This is a genomic window from Marinobacter sp. HL-58 (assembly GCF_001314605.1).
Taxonomy (GTDB): Bacteria; Pseudomonadota; Gammaproteobacteria; order Pseudomonadales; family Oleiphilaceae; genus Marinobacter.
Window position 1 is genome coordinate 287193 of record NZ_LIHP01000001.1, and the last position, 24690, is coordinate 311882.

The following is a 24690-nucleotide window of genomic DNA, read 5'->3' on the forward strand; positions in this document are numbered from 1 at the left end:
AGCAGTTTGCTGATTTCTCTCGAGCTCTTCGTGATGCTGGTATTGGCAAACGGGGCGCCAGTGGTTGCTGCCCTGGTATTGGGCCGGCACTGGTCCGCGGCGGTGGATGGCGGGCGCCTCTGGCGTGACGGCAGGCCTATATTTGGTAAAAGCAAGACCTGGCGAGGTGTTGTCTCCGGAACCCTGGCCTGTGGCCTGTTTGCATGGCTCACCGGAATCGGGCTGTTGTTCGGCCTGCTGTTCGGATTACTGGGGCTTGCCGGGGATATGCTCAGCAGCTTTATCAAGCGCCGCGCCGGCCTCGTTTCCAGCGCCAGGGCAACCGGGCTGGACCAGGTACCCGAGGCGTTGCTGCCGATGCTGCTGGCGTGGTATTGGCTGGATCTGAACTGGCTTTTGGTGACCGCTGTTGTGGTGCTTTTCACCCTTTCCAATATACTGCTGTCGCCGCTGCTTTACCGCCTGGGCATTCGTCACCAGCCCCACTGAGCCGGGTTCGCTAATCCGGCCCGGCGGTGAGGGTATGCAGTGTCACTTCCGGCGGGCAGTTCAGGCGCACATTGACCACCGAGGTGCCGGTTCCGGGGGAGGTATAACCCTGCATGCCATTGCGGCGCCAGTAGCCCCGGCCGAGTTCCCTCGGGCAATCGGAATCAAGAGTGACGGGAATGCCCCCGGGCAGGCATATCTGCCCGCCATGGGTATGGCCGCAGAGAAAGACGTCATAGCCGGCATGGGCCGCTTCCCGCCAGATTTCAGGGGTATGGCTCAGTAATATGCTGATTCCGCCCGGCGGAATCCTGTCCCCGGCCTTGTGCAAATTGTGAACCTTGTAGAAATGGGCATCGTCCACGCCGGCCAGGTAGAGCTTGTCATCGCCCCGCTGGATTTCCGCATGCTCGTTCATCAACAGGTGATACCCCATATCCTCCAGGCCCGGCACCATGCGCACGCTGTCATGGTTGCCCAGAACCGCGTACGCCTTACCCCGGATGGCATCGCGCAGCCTTGCCATGCCTTCCATGGCATCTTCAATCGGCCCCCAGGTCTGGCGGCGGTAGTCACCGGTCAGAACGCACAGGTCATACTCGAGGGGGGCGATCCGGTTGAGCACTGCCTGCAGGTTGGCCTCGTCCATATCCACGTGGAGGTCGGTCAGCTGCAGGATTCTGTAGCCTTCAAAGGCGGCCGGCAGGCCGGTAATGTGAAACTGGTTGTGGACGGTATCGAGCCGGCGGCTGTTGGCTTGTCCCCGGCGGAAAAGTCCGGCCATTTTAAGGCAGGTACTGATGAATCCTGGTGCGGAGGTGATATTCTCCAGATGGAATGAATGCCGGTCCGGCCCGAAAACCTTTGCTTCGGCTTCCCGTTCAATGCCCAGTCGCTGTCGCGCATGAACCGGGCCAAGCCGGAGGCTCAGGCGGTACTCCAGCAACTCATCCTGGTTTTCTGGTGTATGGGCCCGGGCTGTCATTGCTGATCCTGTTGGTTGTTGTAAACGTTTCCTGTCACGATCCGGTCAACACGCCCTTTCATTATGGTTGGGTCTGGGAGTGATGCAACAGGGAAGTCATAATGTTCATCCTTCTTAACTCACGCTATTAACGACAGAGAGTTCCATGTTCAAGGAAGCCCGCGCCGGCACTTTACCCGCCTGGCACATTTTCATGCTGTTTCTGCGCCTTGGCCTGACTTCGTTCGGGGGCCCTGCGGCCCACCTGGGTTTCTTTCATGAAGAATTTGTAAAGCGCCGCCGGTGGCTGTCGGATTCCGCCTATGGCGAGGTGGTTGCGCTTTGTCAGTTATTGCCGGGGCCCGCCTCCAGCCAGGTTGGATTGACGCTCGGATTTCTGCAAAACGGGTACCGGGGGGCTGCGGCGGCCTGGATTGGCTTCACGTTGCCATCAGCCTTGCTGATGACCCTGTTTGCCCTGGGCCTCGGGTTCTGGCCGGGAGCCGGCGAGGGCGGCTGGATTACCGGCCTGAAGCTGTTCGTGGTTGCGGTTGTTGCCCAGGCGGTCTGGCAGATGGGCAGAAGCCTTTGCCCGGACAGTCCGCGGTTATCCATAGCCCTGCTGGTGGCCATACTGCTGCTGACCGTCGGAGCAACCTGGATGCAGATCCTTGCCCTGCTAGCTGCCGGTGCTGCCGGAGCACTGCTGAAACTGCCACAGCAAGCCTCGGCGGAAACCCTGACCATCCCCGTTCAGACCCGTCGCCCCATGGCCTTTTTCGCGGCGTTTGTGATCCTTCTGATGCTGGCGTTCATACCCCTGGCATCAGGCTCCCTCGGCTGGATCTGGGCCGAGTTGTATCGTGCCGGTGCCCTGGTGTTTGGTGGCGGGCACGTGGTGCTGCCCTGGTTGCAGGAGGGCTTCGTGGCCTCCGGTGATATGCCGGCAGACACATTCCTGGCGGGCTATGGTGTTGCCCAGGCGATGCCGGGGCCGCTGTTCTCCTTTTCAGCGTTTCTTGGTGGCGTGGAAGGCGGCTGGTCCGGCGCCGTGGTGGCAGTCGTTGCCGTCTTCCTGCCTGGCACCCTGCTGGTGTTCGCCGGTCTCCCTCTGTGGTCCTACATTCGCAGTCATGAGGTTGCCCGGGCAGCGCTTGCCGGGGTCAATGCGGGTGTTGTCGGTCTATTGCTGGCGGCACTGTATGATCCGGTCTGGACTTCTGCCGTAGATAGTTCAGGCGCAATCGCATTCGTCCTGCTGGCATGGGTGAGCCTGGCTGTCTGGCGGGTACCGGTATGGGCGCTTGCACCTGTGAGTGCGCTGGCCGGCCTGGTGTTTTTCTGATCAGTATCATCGGGGGTGGCCAAACCGTTTCTGTCAGGCCACACTTGGCTCAAATGCACGCAAACTTGTGGTAATGACTCAGAGGCAGAAGCTGATATGTCAACATCCTGCAATATACCCGGTCTTAACGTGCCCAAAAGTCGCTTCCCGGACCCGGAAAGCGATCTGCCAGCCGGCAGTGATCAGGAGCAGAGAATCGTGCTGGCTGGTGGCTGCTTCTGGTGCGTGGAGGCGGTTTTCCTGGCGGTCAATGGCGTTTCCCGGGTCGAATCCGGCTACGCCGGCGGCAGCGCGGATACTGCGAATTACGAAGCGGTATGCAGCGGCCAGACCGGCCACGCCGAAGTGGTGGATGTCCGGTATGACCCGCAAACCGTGAGCTTCGGGGAGATCCTGAAAGTTTTCTTCTCGGTGGCACATGACCCTACCCAGCTTGATCGCCAGGGTAACGACCGGGGCACCCAGTACCGTTCTGCCATTTTCTATGAAACGCAAGACCAGAAACGGGTGGCCGAGGCCTACATCCGGCAGCTGGATGACGCAGGCGTCTACGACGATCCCATCGTCACCAGCCTGGAACCCCTGGACGCCTTTTACCCTGCGGAGTCCTACCACCAGAACTTTGCGGCGCGTAATCCCTACCAGCCATACATCATGGCTGTTGCCGCGCCAAAGATGGAAAAGCTTGTGGACACATTCGGTGACCGGCTCAAGCCCGGTTACACCGGCAATGATATTGCCTGAGGAGGCTGCTATGAGCGTTTCTGCTGCAGGTTACGACCTGACCCCGCTGACACCGGAACAGATTGAGGAGAAGGCCGCCGGCCTGACCGACGAGGAGCGCCGTGTGTTACTGGATCACGGTACCGAGCGGCCTTTTTGCGGCACCCTGCTGGATAACAAGAACCCCGGTGTCTACTACTGCCGGTTGTGCGAGCTGCCCCTGTTCAGCTCGGATTCGAAGTTTGACTCCGGTACCGGCTGGCCCAGCTTTTTTCAGCCCTTCGACACCGACCACATCCGCTACCTTGAGGACAGCAGCATGGGGATGACCCGGACCGAGATCCGGTGTCCTCGCTGTGACAGCCACCTGGGGCATGTATTCCCGGACGGCCCTCCGCCTACCGGACAACGATACTGTCTTAACTCCGTGGCCATGGTGTTCAGGGAAAGCGAGAGCTGATCTGCGAGGCGGGCTACCGTTATCGGGTAGCCCCGGCGACCTCCACGATATAGTCCGCAAGAGCCTCGATCTGCTCCGATGACAGGGATTCGTTAAAAGCGGGCATGATTCCGACACCGCCGGTGACGGCGTTGATGACCTGTTCTCGGGAGGGTTTCATTTCGTCCAGATCCGGGCCAATGGTTCCCGAAGAACCGGCGTCTGAGAGAGTATGGCATACCGTGCAGGAGGGCTGAGCCTCCTCGGTAAAGACCTGCTTGCCTTTTTTCGTGTCGCCGGCCAGTGCCGGGTAACTGCATGCCAGCAGGCTCAGTGACACCGCTAAGACGGTCTTTCTCATAATTTGAGTATCCGGAAGTGAACCATGCCGGAACATCCCGGATCCGGCATGGTTATGTGTTAACTGACAGTGACCGTAACCCCGTGGTCCTTCCAGCCGTTGTGGCCGTAACCCCGTTCGTTTTCGGTCCGGCCCTCTGGCTGGGTGTTGCCCCTGGTATCGGTCGCCCTGCTGACGATACTGTATTCTCCTGCTGACAGATCCGCGGCCGCTACAAAGGGGCGCCAGGCGTAGGGGCCGAGATCCGGGCCCAGGAAACGGGCCTGTTTCCAGTTTTTGCCGCCATCTGTAGAAACCTCGACCTTGTCGAGGGCAACAGTGCCACCAAACGCCACACCGTAAATCATGTTCCGGCCATTCTGTCCGGTTTCAAGCGGGGAGGTTACCCAGGATTTGACGTTCATTTCCCACATGGAAGGCTGATCCGGGGAACCTTTCTTGCCCACATCACGGACCCGGTAGCCTGAGGCCTGGATTTTCGCGTCAGTCTGGCTTTCGGTAAAAGCAATGGCTTTGACATACTTGACATTGTTCACACCGTAGTAGCCGGGAATGACCATGCGCAGTGGGCCGCCATGGGTGTGTGTCAGGGGTTCATCGTTCATTTCCCACGCCAGAATCGCACTTTCCAGGGCATCGGTTGGCACGGAACGCTCAACGATAACGGTTTTGGGATCCAGTCCGTCCGGCAGCGATTCGCCACCTGTGCTGGTGATATAGCGGGCGCCTGAATCCGGGCCTCCAAGGGCATCCACTACATCTTTCAGCGGCACGCCTGTCCACATAACACAGCCCGCTGCCCCGACTGTCCATTGGGTACCGCTTGCCCCGTGGGGAAAGAATGCCCGGCCGTTACCGGAACACTGAAGTACCGAAGCTACGGTGGTAACGCCCATTCCCTTGAGCTCGCCGACCGTGAGGGTGCGCGGGTTGCGGACGCCTTCAATCTTTACCTCCCAGGCATCGGGATTGTCGGCAATATTTTTCGGAGGCGCAGGCAGATTGTTACGAACGAACAGTCGGTCACTGGGTGTGATGACTCCATTGCCAATGGCATCGCGCCGGGTTTCCATGGTGTTCGCGCTGTGGACAATCAAGGCGTTGCGTTCTTTCCAGGCGGCGTAGTCCGGCAAGGACTTGGGCTCTTCGCCCCTGGCAACAGGGACGAAGCCAAGCAGGCTTACGGCAGCCATTGCACCTGCACTGCCTAACAGCAGTTTCCTGCGCGCCGGGTTATTGAGCCCCGGATCGTTCGCGCCCCGTTGCAGCATTGTTTCCTGTTTCATGGTCCGTCTCCTTTTGAGGTTATTGTGGAACGGTGGAGCCATGGCCTGTCCTTCGGGGCAGGTTATATCCTTATTACTTATAGGGGATGGTCAAATTTTGTGCAACGCGTTTCTGCTATTATTTGATGGCACCCTGAACCGGCACATCAGACCGGGGATTTGCGCCATTGAACAGGTTTCAGCGAATGACAGTGGTTGCCAGATAGCCGGCGTAGCAGACGTATACAAGCAGCAATATGACGCCATCGGGCCGCCCGATGGTGCGGGATTTGCCGGTAAAGCCGAAGCTCATGACCAGAAGGCCGATGGTGAGGGCCGTCATCAGGGTCCAGTCGCGGTAGAGAACCTCCTTATCCACGGCCAGTGGCTCGATCGTTGCTGCCAGGCCAACAACCGCCAGGGTATTGAAAATACCGGACCCCAGGATGTTGCCCAGTATCAGGTCATGCTCTTTTTTCTTGACTGCTGCCAGCGCGGACGCCAGTTCCGGCAGGGAAGTGCCGATGGCAACGATGGTCAGGCCGATGATCAGGTCGCTGACGCCAAGGCTCTGGGCTATGAAAACCGCACCCCACACCAGCATGCGGGAACTGACCAGCAGCAGTACCAGGCCGATAACGAGCCAGATCACCGCACGATTCAATGGCATTGGATGGGCGGCCAGTTCGGCATCAGCACCGCTGATCAGGGCATCATCCTTGCCCTGTATGCCCTGGTAGATGGACCAGCCCATCACAGCGGCGAATACAGCCAGCAGCACCCAGCCGTCGAGCCGGGTCAGTACCCCGTCAATCAGCTGGTAGCCGGCGATCGCGGTCAGTACCAGCAGCAGCGGCAGTTCCTTGCGTATCACCTGTGAATGCACGGCAATCGGGGCGATCACCGCAGTAAGGCCCACAATTACAGCAATATTGGTGATGTTCGAGCCGTAAGCGTTGCCCAGCGCAAGCCCCGGGTTGCCATCCAGTGCTGCCATGGCAGAAACCGCAAGCTCCGGTGCAGAGGTTCCGAACCCGATGATGACCATACCGATGAGTAATGAGGGCATGCCCAGGTGCTTGGCGGTTGCTGCGGCGCCTTCAATAAAGCGGTCGGCGCTCCAGACAAGAAGAACCAGCCCGGCGATGATTGCTGCAAATGCCAGTAACATAAAGTAGCCCTGATAATGAAAGCCGCCCGGTATGAGACTAAAGTGGCGGTGATATCGTCAACCTCAGGCGCAAGAATGGTCGCCGGGCGCGCGCATTTTATACGTTTGGCCCGCGATTGATAATCGCAATTTATTATCCGTTGAAAAAACGGGATAATCGCGCCACAACTTCAGAAGGCCCCTCTGCTGATCGTGGACGGGCTACAGGCTTTTAAACCAGCTAGGGTGAAAACCAATGGCCGTTAGACAGGCAGATGTAGTGCTGGTCGGCGGTGGCGTCATGAGCGCTACCCTCGGCATGATGCTCAGGCAACTGGATCCTTCCCTGGGCATCGTCATGGTGGAGCGTCTTGATCACGTGGCCCATGAAAGCACCGATGGATGGAATAACGCGGGAACCGGCCATGCCGGTTACTGTGAACTCAACTACACCCCGGAAACCGGGGATGGTGATGTCAGCATCGAGCGGGCGCTGAAAATAAACGCCTCGTTCGAAGTTTCGTTGCAGTTCTGGTCGCACCTGGTGGAGCAGGGCATGCTGCCGGAGCCGAAGAGCTTCATAAACCGCACGCCGCACCAGAGTTTTGTCTGGGGAGAAGACGGCGTGAAGTTTCTCAAGCGCCGTTACGAAAAACTGAGCGCCCACCACCTGTTCCGCGAGATGGAGTACACCGAATCCCCGCGTGACCTGGAAGAATGGATGCCACTGGTAGTACGAAACCGGGACCCGATGCAGCGGGTCGCGGCCACCCGGGTCCGGCATGGTTCCGATGTGGACTTTGGCTCGCTTACCCGCAGCATGGTGAAATTCCTGGAAACCACGCCGAATTTCGAGCTCATGCTCAGCAGCCCGGTGCATTATCTGGCCAAGCGCGACAACGGGCGCTGGAAGGTGCGGGTCAAGAACCAGAAAACCGGTGAGCTTACCAAGCTCGAGGCGGGCTTTGTCTTCCTGGGAGCCGGCGGCGGTGCGCTGCCGATGCTGCAGAAGTCCAACATCGACGAATCGAAAGGTTACGGTGGTTTCCCTGTCAGTGGTCAATGGCTGGTATGCCAGAAGCCGGAAATCGTCGAACAACACCATTCCAAGGTGTACGGGAAGGCCCCGATCGGCGCCCCGCCCATGTCCGTGCCTCACCTGGATACGCGCATCATCAACGGCGAGCCGGCGCTGCTGTTTGGTCCCTTCGCAGGCTTTACCACGCGTTTTCTGAAGCAGGGCTCCGTGTTCGACCTGATCGGTTCGGTCAGTCCCACCAACCTGCGGCCCATGCTGTCTGTGAGCCGGACCAATATGGACCTCACCCGCTACCTGATCGGTGAGGTATTCCAGTCCCACAGCGACCGGGTAGCGTCTCTGCGCAATTACTTCCCTGATGCCCGTGAGGAAGACTGGCGCCTGCAGGAGGCCGGTCAGCGGGTACAGATAATCAAGAAATCCAAAGACGGCGGCGGCAAGCTGGAATTCGGCACCGAAATTGTGGCGGCCAAGGATGGCAGCCTTGCTGCGCTTCTTGGTGCATCGCCAGGTGCATCCACGGCCGCCCATGCCATGATCGATGTGATCGAGCGCTGCTTCCCGGAGCGCATCAGGTCACCCGAATGGCAGGAGCGCATGAAAGTAATGGTGCCCTCCTACGGTCAGTCACTGGTGGATGATGAGCAACTGCTCAACAGTGTGCGTGAACGGACCCTCTCGACCCTGAAACTGGCGTGATATTCCCAATCGATATAAGACCGGCAAAAGTGCCGGCAATACTGGCTTGATAGCCCGTATTGCCGGCGCTCGTTGCGTTTCAGGGCCTTGGTTTGGTTGCGATTTGTAACCAGGGCGTTAGGTTATAAGTACACCCCCGAAGGAGAACGCTTATGAGCGAGCACAAGTTCGATCCGAATAAAGGCTATGTTGCACTCCTGGGCTGGAGTCTGAATGCGGTGGAAGCCGCCGACAAGTTTGACCGCCGATACGTGGTGGTGGCCCCTGACTGGGCCGAGGCCTACTGCAAGGAACACGATATTCCCTATGTTCCCTGGAACTTTGAGCGGCTGAATGACCGCTCTGTAGAGATTGCCCAGACGCTCAAGGATATGGGTGTTGATGTGGCAATTCCGTTATTCGAGGAAACCGTGGAGTGGGCCGGTGCCATCAACTCGGTGTTGATGGATCAGCCGAAACTGTTTGGCCAGTCCATGTTGTTGCGGGACAAGGCCCTGATGAAGCGTCGCGCCCAGCTCGGCGGTATCCGCGTGGGCATCTTCGAGGAAGCCCATGATCGGGAAGACGTTATCCGTTTCCTGAAACGCGTTAACCAGACACTGCTCAAGCTGGATGGTGACCCTAACGACCCCATCCACCTGAAAGCCTTTGATAAGGCCGGTTGCCTCGGGCACCGTGTTATCCGCACGCCGGACGAAGTGGATACCATTCCCGAGGAAGAGTTTCCGGTATTGATGGAATCCCACCTGGACGGTTGGGAATTCGCGGTTGAGGCCTGGATTCACAATGGCAAGATCGCCTTTCTGAACATCTCCGAATACGTCACCCTGGGTTATTCCGTGTTCGTGCCGGCAACCCCGGACCTGGAGAAATACCGGGAACAGATTACCCGCGAGATCGAGAAGCTGATCAAGACCTTCGATATCGAATTCGGGTTTATTCACCCGGAATACTTCGTGACCAGCGACAGCACCATGTACTTTGGCGAGGTGGCGTATCGGCCGCCGGGCTTCAAGGTCTTCGAGCTCCTCGAGCGCGCCTATGGATTCAACGCCTATCAGGCATTGATCATGACGTTCGACCCGAAAACCACCGACGAGGAGGTCAAGGCGTTCTTCCCGAAAGAGGTGGTGGACGCCAAGGGTTATGCCGGTTGTTTCGGTGTTTACCCGCGCCGCCGGGTGGTCAGCAAGCTGGAAATGCCGGAGGAGACCGAGAACCACGAGTATTTCGAGTCTCACGAGCTGACGCCGCCGCTGGAAGAAACGGTTACCAAGCGCACCGCCTTTGGCACGCACTGGGGCCTGATCTACTTCTTCGGTGAAGACCCTTATGTGATGAGAGATTTGCTGAAACATCAGGAAGAACTGGATTTCTATGTATAATTCCGCAAGGAATTAACAATAACGGGTCTGGCACAGATCCTGAGGAAGACAGTTTGAGCAATTCCGACGCTGGAAACCCGGCACCTGTCGTTAACTTCGATAAGCTGGTGCAGCGACTGGATGATGCCATAGCGGCTCTCGACGAGAGCCGCGCTTTTGCAAAACCCGGCAAGCTGCCCCGGCTGTTCGATACAGTCCGCCGGGTATTGCTTCAGCCGGGTGGGTGTCTTGCGGTCCAGGAGCGGGCCGAATGGCTTGAGAAAGCCGGCGTGTTCCTGGGCACCGACTGGGCAGAGCCCTCCATCCTTTTACCGTCGCTGACAACTTTCTCCCTGCAAAGCCCCAATGCCGACACGGTCATTATCGAGGCGCTCAGTGAACTGAGGTTGCTGGCGGTTGCCCGTGGCGAATACCTGCACGAGACCGTTTCTGCGGAACAGGCGCACCATTACCTGACTCAGGTACTGGCGATCAATCTCAACATGTTGTTCGGTGAAACCGGTGAAGCCGAGCGGGAACAGGGTAAGCTGGCCCTGGTCAGCCGTGCGGTGGTGCAGCACATTGCTGCCAAAATCGGCTATGAGCATGTCATCGACAAGCTCATCGAAGAAATCTGGCGGATATTGCAGCAGCGGCCAATCCAGGTTACCAGTGTGCGGCAGATGATTACCCAGATCGCTTTGTGCAGGGTGGACCCCAATGTCGATCTTGGTGGCGCCGGCCAGGGCGCCGAGCGCCTGATTTCAAGTCTTTACGGGCCCACCCAGGCCTGCCGTGAAGACCCGGGCATTCCGGTTTACGAGGAGCGCCTGCAGTCCATGGATTCGGGGGCGTTACAGAGTGAGGCCACCGGATTTGCCCGCTCCATGCATGATACCGGGCTGGTGTCACCTTACCATGCCGCGTTTGTGCGCTTTATCCTGGAAAAGCAGGATTCCATGCTGACCGAGGCGCTGGGGCTTTCCAGCACCGGTCGTGACTGCCTGCTGTGCTACAAGGACCTGGTTCACGAGCTGGTTGCCGAAGGTGTTTTTCCGGAAACGGCCCAGGGCCTCTACGGGCTGGCACTGATGCTGGAGAGGGGGATTCTCTACCAGCCGCCGGTGGCGCCCGCTCTCTGGCGTCAGGCGCGCCTGTCCATCTGTCCCGAGGCACGTGAGCGCATCCAGCTGGCTTACGGTTACCAGCCCCAGCCCAAGGCCTGGCTGATCCAGGGTGTGCTGAACATGCTGGGCCAGCCGCTTGGTGTAGGGCAGGGCAATAATCCCACCTGCCAGTCGGCGCGCGCGCTTTCCATGTGGGCCTATAACGACCCGGACTATCTGTTGCAGATGGTGGCCTGGGCCGCCCGTGACAACGAGATCATCATGCATTTCGAAGGCCAGCCGGTGTCGTCGGTGACGAGCCAGGGTGGTGTGGCCTCCGAAGTAACGCTGGACCTGGATCCGGTTTCGCTGGTGGTGGTGCCGCATCTGGACAGGATCTACGCTGAGATGGGCCGTTTGTGCGTGGGCCGTCAGGGCGACCCCCATCAATGGGTGAACCCGGAATTTCACGGCTGGTCAGCCGGACGGGGTTTCCGGATCAACGTTGATGTGGCAACGGGACAGCTGGATGATCTGGAAACCTTCCTGCGGCATTTCTATGCCAGTTATCACCCCTACTACAACGGCAATCAGCCGTTGATCCACCCGCAGCCCGCAGGCGTGGCGGTTACCGACAGCGCCGCGCGATTCATCGGCTGGCACGCGATCACCATACTTCGGGTGACACTGGACCCGGATGACGTAATGCGGGTGTATTTTTTCAATCCCAATAACGATAGCGGCCAGAACTGGGGTGACGAGGTGGTGGTCAGTACCGCCGGGAAAGGCGAGCGTTTCGGTGAAGCGTCTCTGCCCTTTGAACAGTTTGCTTCCCGGCTGTACATTTTCCATTTTGATCCCCTCGAACGGGGTGAGCCTGCAGAAGTCGGCGAGGAAGAACTGGAACGGGTGATCGGCCGTGTTCACCGCAGCTGGGGCCGGGACCGGCTTCCCGCGGAAGCGCTTCAGGCAGAACCACCACTGGAAGGATAGATTCAGCCGGGAAATCCGGTACAGGAGACATGATGACCGCAGAGGCCAATGACCGCCGCAATGGCGCCGAGCTGTTTGTTCGCGCCCTGGAAAATGAAGGGGTCCGTTATATTTTCGCGGTTCCGGGTGAGGAAAATCTGGATCTTCTGGAAGCTTTGAGAGAGTCCGGCATCGAGCTGATTCTCAACCGCCATGAACAGGCGGCCGGCTTCATGGCGGCCACCTACGGACGGCTGACCGGGCGGGTTGGCGTTTGCCTGTCGACCCTGGGCCCTGGTGCCACCAACCTGGTAACAGCGGCCGCCTACGCGCAGCTGGGTGGCATGCCCATGATGATGATTTCCGGCCAGAAGCCCATCAAGTCCTCCAAGCAGGGGCTTTTCCAGATACTGGATGTGGTGGACCTGATGCGTCCGCTGACCAAATACACCCGCCAGATCAGCAACGCCAATACCATTCCGGCCAAGGTGCGGGAAGCTTTCAGGCTGGCATCGGAAGAGCGCCCCGGCGCCGTGCACCTGGAACTGCCGGAGGACATCGCCTCGGAACTGGCAGACTCCGACACCCATATTTTCCAGCCCAGTGATGCCCGCCGGCCCACGGCCAGTGCCAAAAGCCTGGATATCGCCTGCGACATGATCCGCCAGGCAAGGCACCCGCTGATCATGATCGGCGCCGGCGCCAATCGCAAACGGGTGTCCCAGGCGCTGATTCACCTGGTGAATGTGACCGGTATCCCCTTTTTCACCACCCAGATGGGCAAGGGCGTGGTGGACGAGCGTCATCCCGGGTACCTGGGCAACGCCGCCCTGTCGTCAGGCGACTTCGTTCATTGTGCCATTGATCACGCCGACCTGGTCATCAATGTGGGGCATGACGTGGTCGAGAAGCCTCCGTTCTTCATGAAACCTGGCGGCAAGCAGGTCATTCATGTGAACTTCAGCGCCGCTGACGTGGACCCGGTCTACTTCCCCCAGCACGAAGTGGTGGGAGACATCGCCAACAGCGTGGAATACCTGGCGGAGCAATGCGGTCAGTGCTCATCCCATGACTTCAGCCGGTTTATGGAAGTGAAAGCCGCGGTTGACCATCATCTGGCTGAAAAAGTCGATGATAACCGTTTCCCGGTGATCCCCCAGCGTATCGTCCACGATGTGCGCCAGGTCATGCCGGAGGACGGTATCATCGCGCTCGATAACGGCATGTATAAACTCTGGTTCGCCCGTAATTACCCCGCCTACGACAACAATACCGTGCTGCTGGACAACGCGCTGGCGTCCATGGGTGCCGGCCTGCCCAGCGCCATGATGGCGGCGATGCTGTATCCACACCTCAAGGTGATGGCGGTGTGCGGTGACGGTGGTTTCATGATGAACAGCCAGGAGCTGGAAACCGCGGTACGCCTCAAGCTCAATCTGGTCATACTGATCATTAACGATAATGCCTATGGCATGATCAAGTGGAAGCAGTCCCAGGAGGGCTTCCAGAATTTCGGGCTGGATTACAACAACCCGGATTTCGTGAAATACGCCGAGTCCTATGGCGCCACCGGCCACCACATCAGTCGCACTGAGGATCTGCAGCCAACCCTGAAAAGCGCGCTGACGGCCGGGGGCGTGCACCTGATTGACGTGCCCGTGGACTACAGTGAAAACCGCCGCGTGTTTGATGAAGAATTGGTAAAACTGACCTGTAATCTCTAGCCCGTGTAGTATCATTCACCCGGTTCCGGACAGCGGTTTGAGGGTGGCGGTATGATGTATGCGTGGTTGAAGGTGGCAGTATTGACGCTGGTGGTGTCTTTTGCTGCGGGTTGCAGCAAGCCGGAGACTCCCCAGGAAGTGGCCGCCGAGTTCTGGCAGGCCCTGGCGGAAAACGATGCGGATGCAGTCGCTGACCTGTCGACGCTTGCCAACCCCTCCGACTTCGACGGCTATGACCAGGACTGGTTTGAAACCGTACCCGACTTCGGCCGGGTGATTATTGAAGACCGCGAAGCCTCGATTGTCACCCGCCTGCCATCCGAAAGCGGGACTTCCGGCGAGCGCCGGGAAGTGATTACCTGGCTGGTGGAACTCAATGGTGACTGGCTGGTGGACTATGATCGCACCGGAAAGTCCGTCATCAATCGCTCCCCCCTCGACAGCCTGATGGGCGAGATCAACAAGCTGGGCGAGCGTTTGTCGGCGACGTTCAGTCAATCCTCTGACGATATCGCCATCCAGATGGATGAAATGGCCCGGGAGTTTGAAGCATTCTCCGACGAAGCCAACCGCAGGGCCAGGCAAGCCATGGACGATTATGGCCGTGCACTGCAGGGGTTGATGGAAGAGCTCAGGGAATCTGTTGAAGAGGCCCTGGAAGAAAACCGGCAGGCCCCGGCTGGCGATAGAAGTGCCTTGCAGCAAACCGCTGCCGAACTGGGCAAAAGCAGCGACAAGCTGGATGAACCGGACTTTGAGGCCTTTGCTGACAGCTCCCGCACGCTGGCTGAGGCAGGCGAGCGGTTTTCACAATTGAGCGACGAGTCCTTCAGGAAGTACCAGCAGGAATGGGATGCCAGGCTGGAAAAAGTCAGTGAGCGCACAATCGCCTTTTTTGAAGAACTTCAGGGCGAGGCCCGGTAACAAGACGGGTCAACCCACAAGGCTGGTGAGCACAAACCAGCCTGTCACCAGCGTGAACGATGTTGCCAGTACGGCCAATAGCCCGTCCCGAGCCACTATGGCCAGCCCGAAAGCCATCAGTGCGGCACCGCCGCCATTGGCGCTGAAAGGCACCAGTTCCATCAGTGGCATCGCCATGGCAACCGCCATGCAGATAATCGCCATCACATAAAGCCCCGGGCCGTCCACCAGGAATACCAGCCGTGGGCCTGTCCAGCGGTCGAGAAACCGGGCCGGCTTCTGCAGCCAGTCCAGTCCCCTGAGCAGCTTGTCCCGCGGAACCGAACGCGCGGAAATCCACGCCGGCAGCCAGATGGAATGTCTGCGGCATAACAACTGCCCGAGCGTGAGCAGCACTATCAGCCCAAGAACCGTTGGAACCCCCGGAATATCGCCAATCAAAGGCGCGATAATTATCAGCCCCGCCAGCAAAACCAGCGGCCCGAAAGACCGCTCGCCCACGCCATTGAGAATGTGGTTCACCGACACAACCCCAGGCCCTGCCGCGGACTCGCGGATCTGGTCCAGAAGCTGTTGCATGCTGGTTGCGTCGTTATGGTTTCTTTCCATGCTTTAAATCTATTTGATCTATAGATATAACTTTATTGTATATCTGTGGGTGAACGGGTTATTGTGGTCGGGACATAACGAGGCATACAGCCTCCCATGCAAAACCCGACAGGAGATTCACCATGACTTTAAGACTTGGCGATACCGCACCGAACTTTACCATTGACAGCACCGCTGGCCAGATCAATTTCCACGACTGGGCAGGGGATTCCTGGGTATTCTTCTTCAGCCACCCTGCCGATTTTACCCCGGTGTGCACCACCGAAATGGGCCGCACCGCCCAACTGGCGAAGGAATTTGAGGCCCGCAACGTGAAGCCGCTGGGCTTGTCCACCGACACCGTTGAAGAGCACGTCAAGTGGATTGAAGACGTCAATGATACCCAAAACACTGACCTGCAGTTCCCGATCGTCGCTGATGCCGACCATAAAGTGGCCGAGCTGTACGAGATGATTCATGCCGGTGAGAGCGAAACGGCAGCCGTGCGCAGCGTGTTTATCATCGACCCGAACAAGAAGATCCGCCTGACCATGACCTATCCGATGGCTGTGGGCCGGAACTTCGACGAAATCCTCCGGGTGATCGATGCGCTTCAAACCAGCGACGAGCACAGTTGTGCCCTGCCGGCTGACTGGCAAAAAGGTGATGATGTCATCATTCCGCCCTCTATCTCCAATGAGGAAGCCAAGGGAATGTTCCCGAACGGCTGGAATGAGATCCGTCCCTACCTGCGCACAACCAAACTCTGATCGGTTTGGCGGATAAAAAGGGTGCCTGCCGGTTGGCAGGCACCCTTTGTTCGTTTGATCAGGGTCAAGCCGGTAGTTATAAGCTTATGACAATGCTTGAGCGGCCCGGCACTACAGGAGTATGTTGAATAAACCGTCGGGGAATTCCGATTCCAGGAGAAAATGATCATGACACGTTTAATGTTCGGCTTTTTATTAGCCCTTGCCCTCAGTTTCAATGCCCACGCCGAGGATGCCCTTTCTCTCACACCCCAGCAGACCTATGACATGGTTCAGGAAAAGGGTGACGAGATTCTGTTTGTGGATGTCCGGGACCCGGTGGAGATCATGTTTATCGGCTATACGGATGTGATCGACAAGAACATTCCCTTCAAGCTGGTGGACCGCTCTGAGTTTCTTGCCGACAAGGGCCGCTTTGCCATGAACACCAACCCGGATTTCGTGGCCGATGTGGAAAAGGCCCTGGAGGAAAAGGGCCTGGACAAGGATGCTCTGATCATCACCATGTGCCGTTCCGGGGCAACCCGCGGCAAGCCAAGTGCTGACTATCTGCTGGAGCGCGGCTTCACCAACGTGAAGTACATTGATAATGGTTTTCAGGGTGGTGGTGCCAAAGAAGGCAAGAAAAAAGGTATGAGGATCGTCAACGGCTGGCAGAACGATGGCCTGCCGTGGTCCATGACACTCAATCCGGAGAAAATCTATCGCCCGTAATGGCGGTCTTTTCGGGTTAATGACTCTGAAGTCGCAGTAGCAGGGAGTTTGTCGATACTTCTGGTGATCCCGGGGTCGGGATCATGGAGGAGAAAACGTGAAAAAAACGGGGTGGAAATATCTGGTTCGTTTTGGCAGGCCTGCTGCCCGTATAGTTCTGGCCGGAGCATTGATTTGCTCCGGCTTTGCTGTTTCTGGGGCCGAGCGCCCGCCCGCCACTGCTGATCACAGTAAATTCGAGGCACTTGAGGGCCCGTTCGAGAACGCCCGGGACGTCACGGAAGCCTGCCTTGGTTGTCATACCGAAGCCGGTAAACAGATCCGGGAGACCACGCACTGGACCTGGACCTACGAGCACCCTGAAACCGGGCAGACGCTTGGCAAAAGCGAGGTCATTAACAGCTTTTGCGGTATGGCAATCACTAACGAGCCACGTTGCACCTCGTGCCATGTAGGCTACGGGTGGGAAGACATGAGGCAGCCTCCACCTGCTGCAGACAACGCCGTTGATTGTCTCGTGTGCCATGACACCACCGGTGATTACTGGAAGTTTCCCACCCTGGCCGGTTATCCCACTGACAAGCCCCGGGAATGGCCCAAGGGCAGTGGGGACATGGTTCAACCGCCAGACCTGGAAAACATAGCGCAACATGTCGGGGCCAGTGGCCGCGCCAACTGCGGAAGCTGTCACTTCTATGGCGGCGGTGACGATGGCGTCAAACACGGAGACCTGGACTCTTCCCTGGTGGACCCACCGCGGACGCTGGATGTTCACATGTCACCGGACGGCCTCGACTTCGCTTGCGCTGACTGCCACACCAGTTGGGGGCACCAGGTGGCTGGCAGCCGTTACCAGGCCAATGCCGCCGACACCCTGGGCATTGATGTGCCCGGGCACACGGATTTCAGCCGTGCCAGTTGCCAGTCTTGCCACGGCGATTCGCCGCATCCGCAACAGAAACTCAACGACCATGTCGATACCCTGGCCTGCCAGACCTGCCATGTGCCGGAATTCGCCCGTGGCGGTGTTGCCACAAAGATGTGGTGGGACTGGTCCACCGCCGGCAGGCTGGATGAAAACGGGGAACCGATTACCGAGTACGATGAGCACGGTCATCCCAGTTACCTGAGTGAAAAAGGGGACTTCCGCCACGGGGAAAATGTGGTACCCACCTACGCCTGGTTCGACGGCACGGTGAAATATACCCTGGTGGACGAGCGGCTGGATGTGGATCACCCGCCTGTCGCCATCAACCGGGTAGAGGGCAGCCCGGACGATCCCGGATCGCGCATCTGGCCGTTCAAGGTGATGGAGGGCAAGCAGCCCTATGACACCGAGCGGGAAACCCTGCTGGCTACCCATGTGTTTGGCGCCGATGACACGTCACTGTGGAGCAACTTCAGCTGGCCAAAGGCCCTGAAGGCGGGAAGCGAGCTGTCCGGTATGCCGTTCAGCGGCAATTACGACTTCATCGAAACCACCATGCACTGGCCCATTACCCATATGGTGCCACCGGCTGAACAGGCACTGGATTGCGCCTCTTGCCATGCCAGTAACAGCCGCCTGGCGGGTCTTCCCGGAATCTATATGCCGGGGCATAACGGTAACCTCTGGCTGGATCGCATTGGCTGGTTACTGGTGGCCCTGACTCTTGCGGGCGTGGTGCTTCATGGTCTGGCAAGGATTGTGCTCAAGGGGAGGAAGTCGTCATGAGCCGGGTAATGATCTACAAGCGTTTCGAGCGGTTCTGGCACTGGTTCCAGGCACTGCTGATCTTCTCGCTGTTGTTTACCGGCTTCGAGATTCACGGCAGCTATTCGGTGCTTGGCTTTGGTGAGGCAGCCCGGCTGCATACTCTTGCCGCCTGGGCATTGATCATCCTGTGGCTGTTTGCCATTTTCTGGCACATCACCACGGGTGAATGGCGCCAGTATATCCCCACGAAAAACGGATTGTTCGCGGTCATGCGCTACTACCTGATCGGTACCTTTACCGGTGAAGCGCATCCCTACCGGAAAACCACCCGGGCCAAGCACAACCCGCTGCAGCGGCTGGCCTACCTGTTTTTCAAGCTGATGATTACCCCGGTCATCTGGCTCAGCGGTCTGCTTTACCTGTTCTACAACGACTGGCCGGCAACGCTTTCCGGGGTGCTAGCACTGGAGACAGTAGCGCTGATTCATACCGCTGCCGCCTTTGCGATGCTGATATTCATTATTGCCCATGTGTACATGGCAACCATGGGCCCGAAGCTGACAAGCCTGATCAAGCCCATGGTGACCGGTTACGAAGATCTGGAAGATTCCCGCTAGTCCTCTATGCAGATCGCCCGGTGCCGCACGGCCCGGGCTGTCTTGCTTATCAAAACCGCAATCAGAACCGTCAGAAACCCAAGCAGTGCCATTCCCAGCCATTTGAAAAAGGGCAGTTGCAGCTGTTCGTACATCAGGAAGGTCGCAATGGTGATGGCTGCCATCGGGAATGAGTAGGCCCACCAGGACAGGAAGAACTCCAGCCGCAGGAATCGGGTTACCTGGGTCAGCAGCATGAGTGTCAGGAAGATCGCAACGTAGTAAAGCACGCGGCCAAACGCGTTGACCTCACCCACAAGCTGGAACCAAGAAACAAAGCCAACGGCCGGCGGGGCAATCAGGATAAACAGCGTGGGCAACAGTTTTGCCGGCAGTGGCTGGTGAAAGAACATCCGGTAGAAAATGATGGTCAGCAGTACCAGCCAGAAAACCAGCCCGATGCTGAAGAAAAACCAGGAGATCTCGGGGGAGGCATGCCCGACACCCGCAATGGGCACCAGAATATTACCGACGATGGGAATAAACCAGGCCGGGTTGATGTGGGCAACCTCGAAGTGGGTCTGGTGCAGCCATGCCGACAGAACATAGAGGGTAAAGGAAAGATGCAGTGCAGCCCCGATGGCCCAGCAGATCAGCGAAAGGTCGTTGCTGTAGGGCAGAAGCGCGACACTTAACAGAATAAGGCCGATGGATATGGTCGGGAAGAAGTTGAGCTTTATGGGATGGGTAAACTCCGCTTTTACCTGATCCGGGTATTTCACGGCCTTGGCCAGATAGCACAACAGCAGCACCGCAAATGTGGTAATGGTGAGCCCAAGCAGTACCGGGCTCGGGCTCACAGAAAGCTCCAGTAAAGATTCCGCCCGGTGCCAGGCAATGCTGAATCCGCTCATCCCCATGATTACTGCAAACCAGGAGATCGGAAAATTCTGTAATCGGGAGGGCCGTACCTCTGTCATCTATCCACCTCTGGTAACTGAATAAACGAAAAATGCCCGGGCGAAGCGCCCGGGCATCCCGAACAAGCAGGATCAGAATGTGAATGTTCGCATCTTCGGGTTCAGCATCTGTTCACTCATCTCCGGGGGCATTGCAACACCGACGCCGTCAATCAGGTCTTCCTTGCTGTTGTCGCTGTTGGGCAGGTACAAGGCACAGACTTTTGCTTCACCGCCGTTCTTGAGCAATCCGCGAAGCATCTGGCCAGGCGTAACATCTTTCGGTTTCAGCGCTGGCGCTTCATAGGATTTCAGCGCCATATCCCCCGCCTCGTCACACAACAGCACATTTACCTTGGTTCCTTGCTCAGCCATGGTATTGGACAGCACCATGGCCATCCCCTGGGTCTGCAGGGAATCGCTGGAGAGGATGACCAGTACTTCTTCAATAGCCTCTTCATGGTTATCAGCATGAACGCTGAACGGTGCAAGCGCAATCAGAGCAGCGGCTGCCATAGCTTTGAAAGATTTGATCATGGGAAAGACTCCTTCTTTGGTTGATCGATAGATTTCATGCCCAGATTACGTGGCCTCAGGGTCCTCTTCAGTGACAAAGTCACTTTCGCGCCCGTTATCCGGATCCGGTCCAAAAAAAAGCCGGGCAATGAAGCCCGGCAAAGGGGTTGTCTGCGTTTGCTGCAAGGGTGTTACTCCCAGGCAGCGCCCTCCAGGGCATCCAGTGGAATCTTCAGATAACGCTTGCCGTTGGCCTCCGGCTCCGGCAGCCGTCCACCACGGGTATTTACCTGGAGCGCATGGAGAATCAGCTTCGGCATGGGCAATTCGCTGTCGCGCTCATTGCGCAGGTGCACATACTGTTCTTCCGTGGTGCCGGCCAGGTGCTTGTTGGCCTGTTTCTGTTCCCGCACGGTGCTCTCCCACTGGGGCTCGCGGCCACCGGGCATGTAATCGTGGCCGGTGAACAGGCGGGTATCGTCAGGCAGCGCCAGAATGCCCTGAATGGACTCCCAAAGCTGATGGGCATCACCACCCGGGAAATCGGCACGGGCGGTGCCGAAATCCGGCTGGAAAATAGTGTCGTGCACGAATGCCGCATCACCGATCACATAGGTGACGGAGGCCAGGGTGTGGCCCGGGGAAAACATCACCCGGCCCTTCAGTTCACCCACCCGGAACTCGTCGCCGGCACGGAACAGGTGATCCCACTGGGAGCCATCGGCGGGAAAGTCCGGCCAGTTATAGATACCTTTCCAGAGCTCCTGCACACCGGTCACATAGCCGCCTATGGCCGTTGGAGCCCCGGTCTGTTCCTTCAGATACTGTGCCGCCGAGAAGTGGTCGGCGTGGGGGTGTGTGTCCAGTACCCACTGCACTGAAAAGCCCTGCCTGCGAACGTACGCCAGCAGCTCGTCCGCGTGGTGGGTTGCTGTGGCACCGGATTTCTCGTCGTAGTCCAGAACCGGATCGATAATGACGCACTGCTTTGTATCGGGGTCGCTGACCACGTACTGAACGCTGAAGGTGCGGGGATCGAAAAAACCCGCCACATCAGGAGTGCCTGATCTGGTTGCGGGGGAATTCTGGAAAATGTTCATGAGCGCGTCCTCCTCGTCTGAAAGCGCTTGGGTTTTGCTCTATGGTTATTAGGATATAGCTATTGGTTTTATGCTTCCAATTGACCGGGAAAATGATGGTCATGAGCAAAAGCTATCAAAAATGATAATTTGATTGTGTAGCCCTAATTTTATGACTGCGAAGTAGTGACCCGAGCTAATATATAAATAAATAATCTAACGATAGAACCGTTTGTTTGGTACGCTTTGACTTATCTCAAGCGTCACAAGCACCACACAAAGACAAGAGGTTCGATGCATGATCAGCAACACAACAACACCCAGAGGCGAGCTCAAAACCCATACGGTATTGATCGTCGGCGGTGGCGCCGCCGGCATTTCGGTCGCAGCCAGCATTCACAAGCGGGACCGGAATCTTGATATTGCCATTATCGAACCGGCTACCAGGCACCATTACCAGCCAGGCTGGACGATGGTCGGCGGTGGCGTATTCCGGCCGGAAGTGACCTCCAAAGCCATGTCAGAAGTGATGCCAAGCTTTGTGTCCTGGTATCAGAAGGGAGTAACCGCCGTTAATCAGGATATCCATCAGGTGGAACTGGATGACGGCTCGTCCATTGGTTACGAGGCGCTGGTTCTGGCGCCGGGGCTGGAGCTTAACTGGGGCGGTATCGAGGGCCTTGAAACGGCGCTGGGCTCGAACGGTGTCACATCGAACTATCGCGAAGGCATGGCCAGTTACACCTGGGATATGGTGCAGAATCTCAAGCGGGGCCGTGCACTGTTCACCCAGCCCCCCATGCCGATCAAGTGTGCCGGTGCCCCCCAGAAAGCGATGTACCTGTCTTCCGACTACTGGCTCAGGCATGGTGTGCTGAATGATCTGGATGTCCAGTTCCACAATGCCGGGGCCGTTCTGTTCGGGGTGCCGGATTACGTGCCCGCGCTGGAAGCCTATATTGAAAAGTACGGTATTGATGTGAACTTCCAGAGCACCCTGGTGGCGGTTAACGGTCCCGCCAGAACCGCCGTGTTCCGCAGTAACGATGGGGATGGCAACAGCCAGGAGCGGGAGGTGGAATTTGATATGCTGCACGCGGTGCCACCTCAGCGCGCGCCCAGGTTCATCCGGGAATCAGCGTTGGCTAACGAAGGCGGCTGGCTCGATCTGGAAGATGACACCCTGCGCCACAAAACCTATCCCGACATTTTCGGCCTTGGTGATGTCAGCGGCACCGGCAATGCAAAAACCGCCGCCGCGGTTCGCAAGCAGGCGCCGGTTGTGGCTGAAAACCTGATTGCCAGCCTGCGTAATCAACCGCTGCGCGCAGCGTACCTGGGCTACGGCTCCTGCCCCCTGACGGTGGAGAATGGTAAGATTGTGCTGGCGGAATTCGGTTACGGCGGTGTTCTGCAGCCGAGTTTCCCCAGGTGGATCAACGACGGCACCAAGGCCACCCGGGCAGCCTGGTGGCTCAAGGCGAAGCAACTGCCAGCGCTGTACTGGCATGGTATGCTGAAAGGACACGAGTGGCTGGCCAGCCCGGCTGTTCGTTCACCCAAAGACTGACCAGGCTTGCGGAGAAATAGCGCCAGCCAGGAACAAGGGGTGGTTTCATGTGCGGCCGATTTAACGTAAGCGATGATCCCCTGGTACAGGGGCTGCTGGAAGAACTCGGCATCCCTCTGCGAATTGAACCCCGAGTCAATATCGCCCCGGGAGCAAAAGCCGATATCGTTTACGAAACCACCCGGGGGCGGACCCTGCAGGAGGCCATCTGGTCACTGCTCATAGAGCCCAGGCCGGACGGCGGTGGCTACCGCCCCTCACCAAAATACAGCACCTTCAACGCCCGGTCCGGAAGTCTGGAAACCAGCCCGCTCTGGAAAAAACGGTTCCACTCCCAGCGCGCCATCATCCCGGCCAGCGGTTTCCATGAATGGACCGGCGAGAAAGGGCACAAGCAGTGCTACAACATCCATCCGGTCAACAGCGCCATCGCCTTTGGCGGCCTCTATGAACTCTGGGACTTCCAGGGCGATGTTGTCCCGTCATTTACCATCATTACCCTGCCACCACATGCCAGGTTCAGCCATATCCATCCCAAAAGCATGCCGCTCATGCTCAGGCCGGAGGATTTTGACATGTGGTTGGACCCGTACCTGACCAATACCGACCCGCTGCAGCATCTTCTTAAATCCCGTATCCGGCAGCCATTGCTGGTAGAGCCCATCAAGTCACCAGAAAGTCTTGAGAAAACAGGGCAGGGTGAAGAAATTGCGGCGGATGGGGTGTGATAGCCAACCATGAAAAGCCGCGGGAACTGAACTGACCCCTATCAGTTGGACATCTTGTCGACGCCTGGCCTGGTTGGTTTTGGTGGATCTTATGTATATACTTTGTATATACAGAATCAGTGAGGGATACAATGGCGCTGAAATGCTCGTCTGCAGTGAAGCAGAAGCTGGCACAGAAACACGGTGTCAGTCTTGAGGAGGTCCAGCAATGTTTCGCGAACCGGGAAGGTAATCTGTTAGAGGACAGCAGGGAAGAGCACAAAACTGATCCACCAACCCAGTGGTTTATTTCTGAGACAGACTACGGGCGGCGCCTCAAGGTGGCGTTTATGCTTATGGGGAGTGACATCATAGTTAAGACAGCTTACGAGCCGAACGAGACCGAAGAGAGAATCTACCAGAAATTCGGGTAACCCATCGCAACAGTCGCAGTGACAGAAAACAGAAGAATGAACGCGACGGGAGGAAGAGCATGAGCAAGAAGAAGATTGAAAATACCCCGGAAGCCTGGGAAGACGGAAGCCTGGGCCGGGATGAAGAGTATGTCCGTGTATCTAAGAACGTGGACGAGTCAGCCTTGAACGAGGCGGCTGGACTCCAGCCTATCTCTATCCGGCTCCAGAAATCGCTGATTGAAGACTTCAAGATGATCGCGGAGATCAATGGCATTGGATACCAGCCCCTGATTCGCCAGGTGTTAAAGCGATTTGCTGATGCAGAGAAAAAGCGAATTCTGCGGGAGAGAGCTACAGAATTCCGTGAACTTGGTGATGATGATCCTGATGAGTCCAATGGCAATGTTGCTTGTGGATGAACTTGGGTTACTTTGAGCCAAGTGTGGCAGGGATGCCCATTATGGATTCTGTTGGCACAGTGACCCTACGCCAGAAAACATGCGATTTCACGAAGA

At 57.7% G+C, this 24690-nt stretch carries 25 protein-coding genes; 17 read left to right on the forward strand and 8 right to left on the reverse strand.

Annotated elements, in window-relative coordinates:
• The first annotated feature begins 6 nt into the window (after window positions 1–6).
• Window positions 7–489 carry a CDP-archaeol synthase gene (locus tag HLUCCO03_RS01285; RefSeq protein ID WP_027833255.1) on the forward strand — a complete coding sequence of 161 codons (483 nt, stop codon included), beginning with the start codon at window positions 7–9 and terminating at the stop codon, window positions 487–489.
• A gap of 10 nt (window positions 490–499) precedes the next feature.
• Here the strand turns inward: HLUCCO03_RS01285 and HLUCCO03_RS01290 are convergent, their stop codons facing one another.
• Entirely contained in the window at window positions 500–1474 is a 975-nt protein-coding gene (locus HLUCCO03_RS01290) for a metallophosphoesterase (RefSeq protein ID WP_027833254.1), read from the reverse strand.
• A 145-nt stretch (window positions 1475–1619) separates the two neighbouring features.
• On the opposite strand from HLUCCO03_RS01290, the gene chrA reads away from it, so the two are divergent.
• From chrA to msrB, 3 genes are all read left to right on the forward strand, one after another.
• A complete protein-coding gene (chrA, locus tag HLUCCO03_RS01295) occupies window positions 1620–2798 on the forward strand; it encodes a chromate efflux transporter (protein ID WP_027833253.1) in 1179 nt (392 codons plus the stop codon).
• 96 nt (window positions 2799–2894) lie between these two features.
• Window positions 2895–3542, forward strand: coding sequence for a peptide-methionine (S)-S-oxide reductase MsrA (msrA, locus tag HLUCCO03_RS01300; protein ID WP_027833252.1), 648 nt, complete (start codon window positions 2895–2897; stop codon window positions 3540–3542).
• 10 nt (window positions 3543–3552) lie between these two features.
• Complete coding sequence (gene msrB, locus HLUCCO03_RS01305) at window positions 3553–3981, forward strand: peptide-methionine (R)-S-oxide reductase MsrB (RefSeq protein WP_027833251.1); 429 nt, start codon at window positions 3553–3555, stop codon at window positions 3979–3981.
• Window positions 3982–4000: 19 nt separating this feature from the next.
• Here msrB and HLUCCO03_RS01310 read toward each other — a convergent pair whose 3' ends face one another.
• The 3 genes from HLUCCO03_RS01310 to HLUCCO03_RS01320 all read right to left on the reverse strand — a co-directional run bounded on the left by HLUCCO03_RS01310 (window position 4001) and on the right by HLUCCO03_RS01320 (window position 6757).
• Complete coding sequence (locus HLUCCO03_RS01310; protein WP_027833250.1) at window positions 4001–4321, reverse strand: cytochrome c; 321 nt, start codon at window positions 4319–4321, stop codon at window positions 4001–4003.
• Window positions 4322–4380: 59 nt separating this feature from the next.
• Window positions 4381–5607, reverse strand: a complete 1227-nt coding sequence (locus tag HLUCCO03_RS01315; RefSeq protein WP_027833249.1) for a sulfite oxidase — start codon at window positions 5605–5607, stop codon at window positions 4381–4383.
• 178 nt (window positions 5608–5785) lie between these two features.
• Entirely contained in the window at window positions 5786–6757 is a 972-nt protein-coding gene (locus HLUCCO03_RS01320; protein ID WP_027833248.1) for a calcium/sodium antiporter, read from the reverse strand.
• 235 nt (window positions 6758–6992) lie between these two features.
• On the opposite strand from HLUCCO03_RS01320, the gene mqo reads away from it, so the two are divergent.
• From mqo to HLUCCO03_RS01345, 5 genes are all read left to right on the forward strand, one after another.
• Complete coding sequence (mqo, locus tag HLUCCO03_RS01325) at window positions 6993–8474, forward strand: malate dehydrogenase (quinone) (protein WP_027833247.1); 1482 nt, start codon at window positions 6993–6995, stop codon at window positions 8472–8474.
• Between the two features lie 152 nt (window positions 8475–8626).
• A complete protein-coding gene (locus tag HLUCCO03_RS01330; protein ID WP_027833246.1) occupies window positions 8627–9859 on the forward strand; it encodes an acetyl-CoA carboxylase biotin carboxylase subunit family protein in 1233 nt (410 codons plus the stop codon).
• Between the two features lie 53 nt (window positions 9860–9912).
• Window positions 9913–11937 carry a hypothetical protein gene (locus HLUCCO03_RS01335; RefSeq protein WP_027833245.1) on the forward strand — a complete coding sequence of 675 codons (2025 nt, stop codon included), beginning with the start codon at window positions 9913–9915 and terminating at the stop codon, window positions 11935–11937.
• Between the two features lie 32 nt (window positions 11938–11969).
• Entirely contained in the window at window positions 11970–13640 is a 1671-nt protein-coding gene (locus HLUCCO03_RS01340) for an acetolactate synthase large subunit (RefSeq protein ID WP_027833244.1), read from the forward strand.
• A gap of 51 nt (window positions 13641–13691) precedes the next feature.
• Complete coding sequence (locus tag HLUCCO03_RS01345; protein WP_292016587.1) at window positions 13692–14564, forward strand: hypothetical protein; 873 nt, start codon at window positions 13692–13694, stop codon at window positions 14562–14564.
• A gap of 9 nt (window positions 14565–14573) precedes the next feature.
• Here the strand turns inward: HLUCCO03_RS01345 and HLUCCO03_RS01350 are convergent, their stop codons facing one another.
• On the reverse strand, window positions 14574–15173 hold the full coding sequence (locus tag HLUCCO03_RS01350; RefSeq protein WP_027833242.1) for an exopolysaccharide biosynthesis protein: 600 nt from the start codon (window positions 15171–15173) through the stop codon (window positions 14574–14576).
• A gap of 122 nt (window positions 15174–15295) precedes the next feature.
• On the opposite strand from HLUCCO03_RS01350, the gene HLUCCO03_RS01355 reads away from it, so the two are divergent.
• The 4 genes from HLUCCO03_RS01355 to HLUCCO03_RS01370 all read left to right on the forward strand — a co-directional run bounded on the left by HLUCCO03_RS01355 (window position 15296) and on the right by HLUCCO03_RS01370 (window position 18949).
• Window positions 15296–15922, forward strand: coding sequence for a peroxiredoxin (locus HLUCCO03_RS01355; RefSeq protein ID WP_027833241.1), 627 nt, complete (start codon window positions 15296–15298; stop codon window positions 15920–15922).
• A gap of 168 nt (window positions 15923–16090) precedes the next feature.
• Entirely contained in the window at window positions 16091–16636 is a 546-nt protein-coding gene (locus tag HLUCCO03_RS01360; RefSeq protein WP_027833240.1) for a rhodanese-like domain-containing protein, read from the forward strand.
• Window positions 16637–16733: 97 nt separating this feature from the next.
• Window positions 16734–18350, forward strand: a complete 1617-nt coding sequence (locus HLUCCO03_RS01365) for a tetrathionate reductase family octaheme c-type cytochrome (RefSeq protein WP_292016588.1) — start codon at window positions 16734–16736, stop codon at window positions 18348–18350.
• Window positions 18347–18949, forward strand: coding sequence for a cytochrome b/b6 domain-containing protein (locus HLUCCO03_RS01370; RefSeq protein ID WP_027833238.1), 603 nt, complete (start codon window positions 18347–18349; stop codon window positions 18947–18949). Before HLUCCO03_RS01365 ends, HLUCCO03_RS01370 begins: the two co-directional genes overlap by 4 nt.
• On the opposite strand, the gene HLUCCO03_RS01375 is transcribed toward HLUCCO03_RS01370, so the two are convergent.
• The 3 genes from HLUCCO03_RS01375 to HLUCCO03_RS01385 form a co-directional block, all read right to left on the reverse strand.
• Entirely contained in the window at window positions 18946–19908 is a 963-nt protein-coding gene (locus HLUCCO03_RS01375; RefSeq protein WP_027833237.1) for an SLAC1 anion channel family protein, read from the reverse strand. The two genes, HLUCCO03_RS01370 and HLUCCO03_RS01375, sit on opposite strands and share 4 nt — an antisense overlap.
• Before the next feature lie 72 nt (window positions 19909–19980).
• The gene (locus HLUCCO03_RS01380; RefSeq protein WP_027833236.1) at window positions 19981–20424 is read right to left on the reverse strand and encodes a hypothetical protein; all 444 of its coding nucleotides are present in this window, start codon (window positions 20422–20424) and stop codon (window positions 19981–19983) included.
• 170 nt (window positions 20425–20594) lie between these two features.
• Window positions 20595–21503, reverse strand: a complete 909-nt coding sequence (locus HLUCCO03_RS01385; protein WP_027833235.1) for an MBL fold metallo-hydrolase — start codon at window positions 21501–21503, stop codon at window positions 20595–20597.
• A 277-nt stretch (window positions 21504–21780) separates the two neighbouring features.
• On the opposite strand from HLUCCO03_RS01385, the gene HLUCCO03_RS01390 reads away from it, so the two are divergent.
• The 4 genes from HLUCCO03_RS01390 (at window position 21781) to HLUCCO03_RS01405 (ending at window position 24594) form a co-directional block, all read left to right on the forward strand.
• A complete protein-coding gene (locus HLUCCO03_RS01390; protein WP_027833234.1) occupies window positions 21781–23052 on the forward strand; it encodes an FAD/NAD(P)-binding oxidoreductase in 1272 nt (423 codons plus the stop codon).
• Window positions 23053–23099: 47 nt separating this feature from the next.
• The gene (locus tag HLUCCO03_RS01395; protein WP_027833233.1) at window positions 23100–23780 is read left to right on the forward strand and encodes an SOS response-associated peptidase; all 681 of its coding nucleotides are present in this window, start codon (window positions 23100–23102) and stop codon (window positions 23778–23780) included.
• A 131-nt stretch (window positions 23781–23911) separates the two neighbouring features.
• Complete coding sequence (locus tag HLUCCO03_RS01400; protein WP_027833232.1) at window positions 23912–24193, forward strand: ADP-ribosyl-[dinitrogen reductase] hydrolase; 282 nt, start codon at window positions 23912–23914, stop codon at window positions 24191–24193.
• A 59-nt stretch (window positions 24194–24252) separates the two neighbouring features.
• Window positions 24253–24594 (forward strand): hypothetical protein, encoded by a 342-nt coding sequence (locus tag HLUCCO03_RS01405; protein WP_027833231.1) that lies wholly within the window; start codon window positions 24253–24255, stop codon window positions 24592–24594.
• The last annotated feature ends 96 nt before the right edge of the window (window positions 24595–24690 follow it).

Bases quoted from the DNA above. Each gene is read 5' to 3' on its own strand.
- HLUCCO03_RS01380 (WP_027833236.1), bottom strand. From the start codon at position 20,424: ATGATCAAATCTTTCAAAGCTATGGCAGCCGCTGCTCTGATTGCGCTT.
- HLUCCO03_RS01400 (WP_027833232.1), top strand. From the start codon at position 23,912: ATGGCGCTGAAATGCTCGTCTGCAGTGAAGCAGAAGCTGGCACAGAAA.
- msrB (WP_027833251.1), top strand. From the start codon at position 3,553: ATGAGCGTTTCTGCTGCAGGTTACGACCTGACCCCGCTGACACCGGAA.
- HLUCCO03_RS01360 (WP_027833240.1), top strand. From the start codon at position 16,091: ATGACACGTTTAATGTTCGGCTTTTTATTAGCCCTTGCCCTCAGTTTC.
- HLUCCO03_RS01315 (WP_027833249.1), bottom strand. From the start codon at position 5,607: ATGAAACAGGAAACAATGCTGCAACGGGGCGCGAACGATCCGGGGCTC.
- HLUCCO03_RS01290 (WP_027833254.1), bottom strand. From the start codon at position 1,474: ATGACAGCCCGGGCCCATACACCAGAAAACCAGGATGAGTTGCTGGAG.
- HLUCCO03_RS01385 (WP_027833235.1), bottom strand. From the start codon at position 21,503: ATGAACATTTTCCAGAATTCCCCCGCAACCAGATCAGGCACTCCTGAT.
- HLUCCO03_RS01390 (WP_027833234.1), top strand. From the start codon at position 21,781: ATGATCAGCAACACAACAACACCCAGAGGCGAGCTCAAAACCCATACG.
- msrA (WP_027833252.1), top strand. From the start codon at position 2,895: ATGTCAACATCCTGCAATATACCCGGTCTTAACGTGCCCAAAAGTCGC.
- HLUCCO03_RS01350 (WP_027833242.1), bottom strand. From the start codon at position 15,173: ATGGAAAGAAACCATAACGACGCAACCAGCATGCAACAGCTTCTGGAC.
- HLUCCO03_RS01330 (WP_027833246.1), top strand. From the start codon at position 8,627: ATGAGCGAGCACAAGTTCGATCCGAATAAAGGCTATGTTGCACTCCTG.
- HLUCCO03_RS01375 (WP_027833237.1), bottom strand. From the start codon at position 19,908: ATGACAGAGGTACGGCCCTCCCGATTACAGAATTTTCCGATCTCCTGG.
- HLUCCO03_RS01340 (WP_027833244.1), top strand. From the start codon at position 11,970: ATGACCGCAGAGGCCAATGACCGCCGCAATGGCGCCGAGCTGTTTGTT.
- HLUCCO03_RS01320 (WP_027833248.1), bottom strand. From the start codon at position 6,757: ATGTTACTGGCATTTGCAGCAATCATCGCCGGGCTGGTTCTTCTTGTC.
- HLUCCO03_RS01345 (WP_292016587.1), top strand. From the start codon at position 13,692: ATGATGTATGCGTGGTTGAAGGTGGCAGTATTGACGCTGGTGGTGTCT.
- HLUCCO03_RS01355 (WP_027833241.1), top strand. From the start codon at position 15,296: ATGACTTTAAGACTTGGCGATACCGCACCGAACTTTACCATTGACAGC.
- chrA (WP_027833253.1), top strand. From the start codon at position 1,620: ATGTTCAAGGAAGCCCGCGCCGGCACTTTACCCGCCTGGCACATTTTC.
- HLUCCO03_RS01405 (WP_027833231.1), top strand. From the start codon at position 24,253: ATGAGCAAGAAGAAGATTGAAAATACCCCGGAAGCCTGGGAAGACGGA.
- mqo (WP_027833247.1), top strand. From the start codon at position 6,993: ATGGCCGTTAGACAGGCAGATGTAGTGCTGGTCGGCGGTGGCGTCATG.
- HLUCCO03_RS01395 (WP_027833233.1), top strand. From the start codon at position 23,100: ATGTGCGGCCGATTTAACGTAAGCGATGATCCCCTGGTACAGGGGCTG.
- HLUCCO03_RS01370 (WP_027833238.1), top strand. From the start codon at position 18,347: ATGAGCCGGGTAATGATCTACAAGCGTTTCGAGCGGTTCTGGCACTGG.
- HLUCCO03_RS01310 (WP_027833250.1), bottom strand. From the start codon at position 4,321: ATGAGAAAGACCGTCTTAGCGGTGTCACTGAGCCTGCTGGCATGCAGT.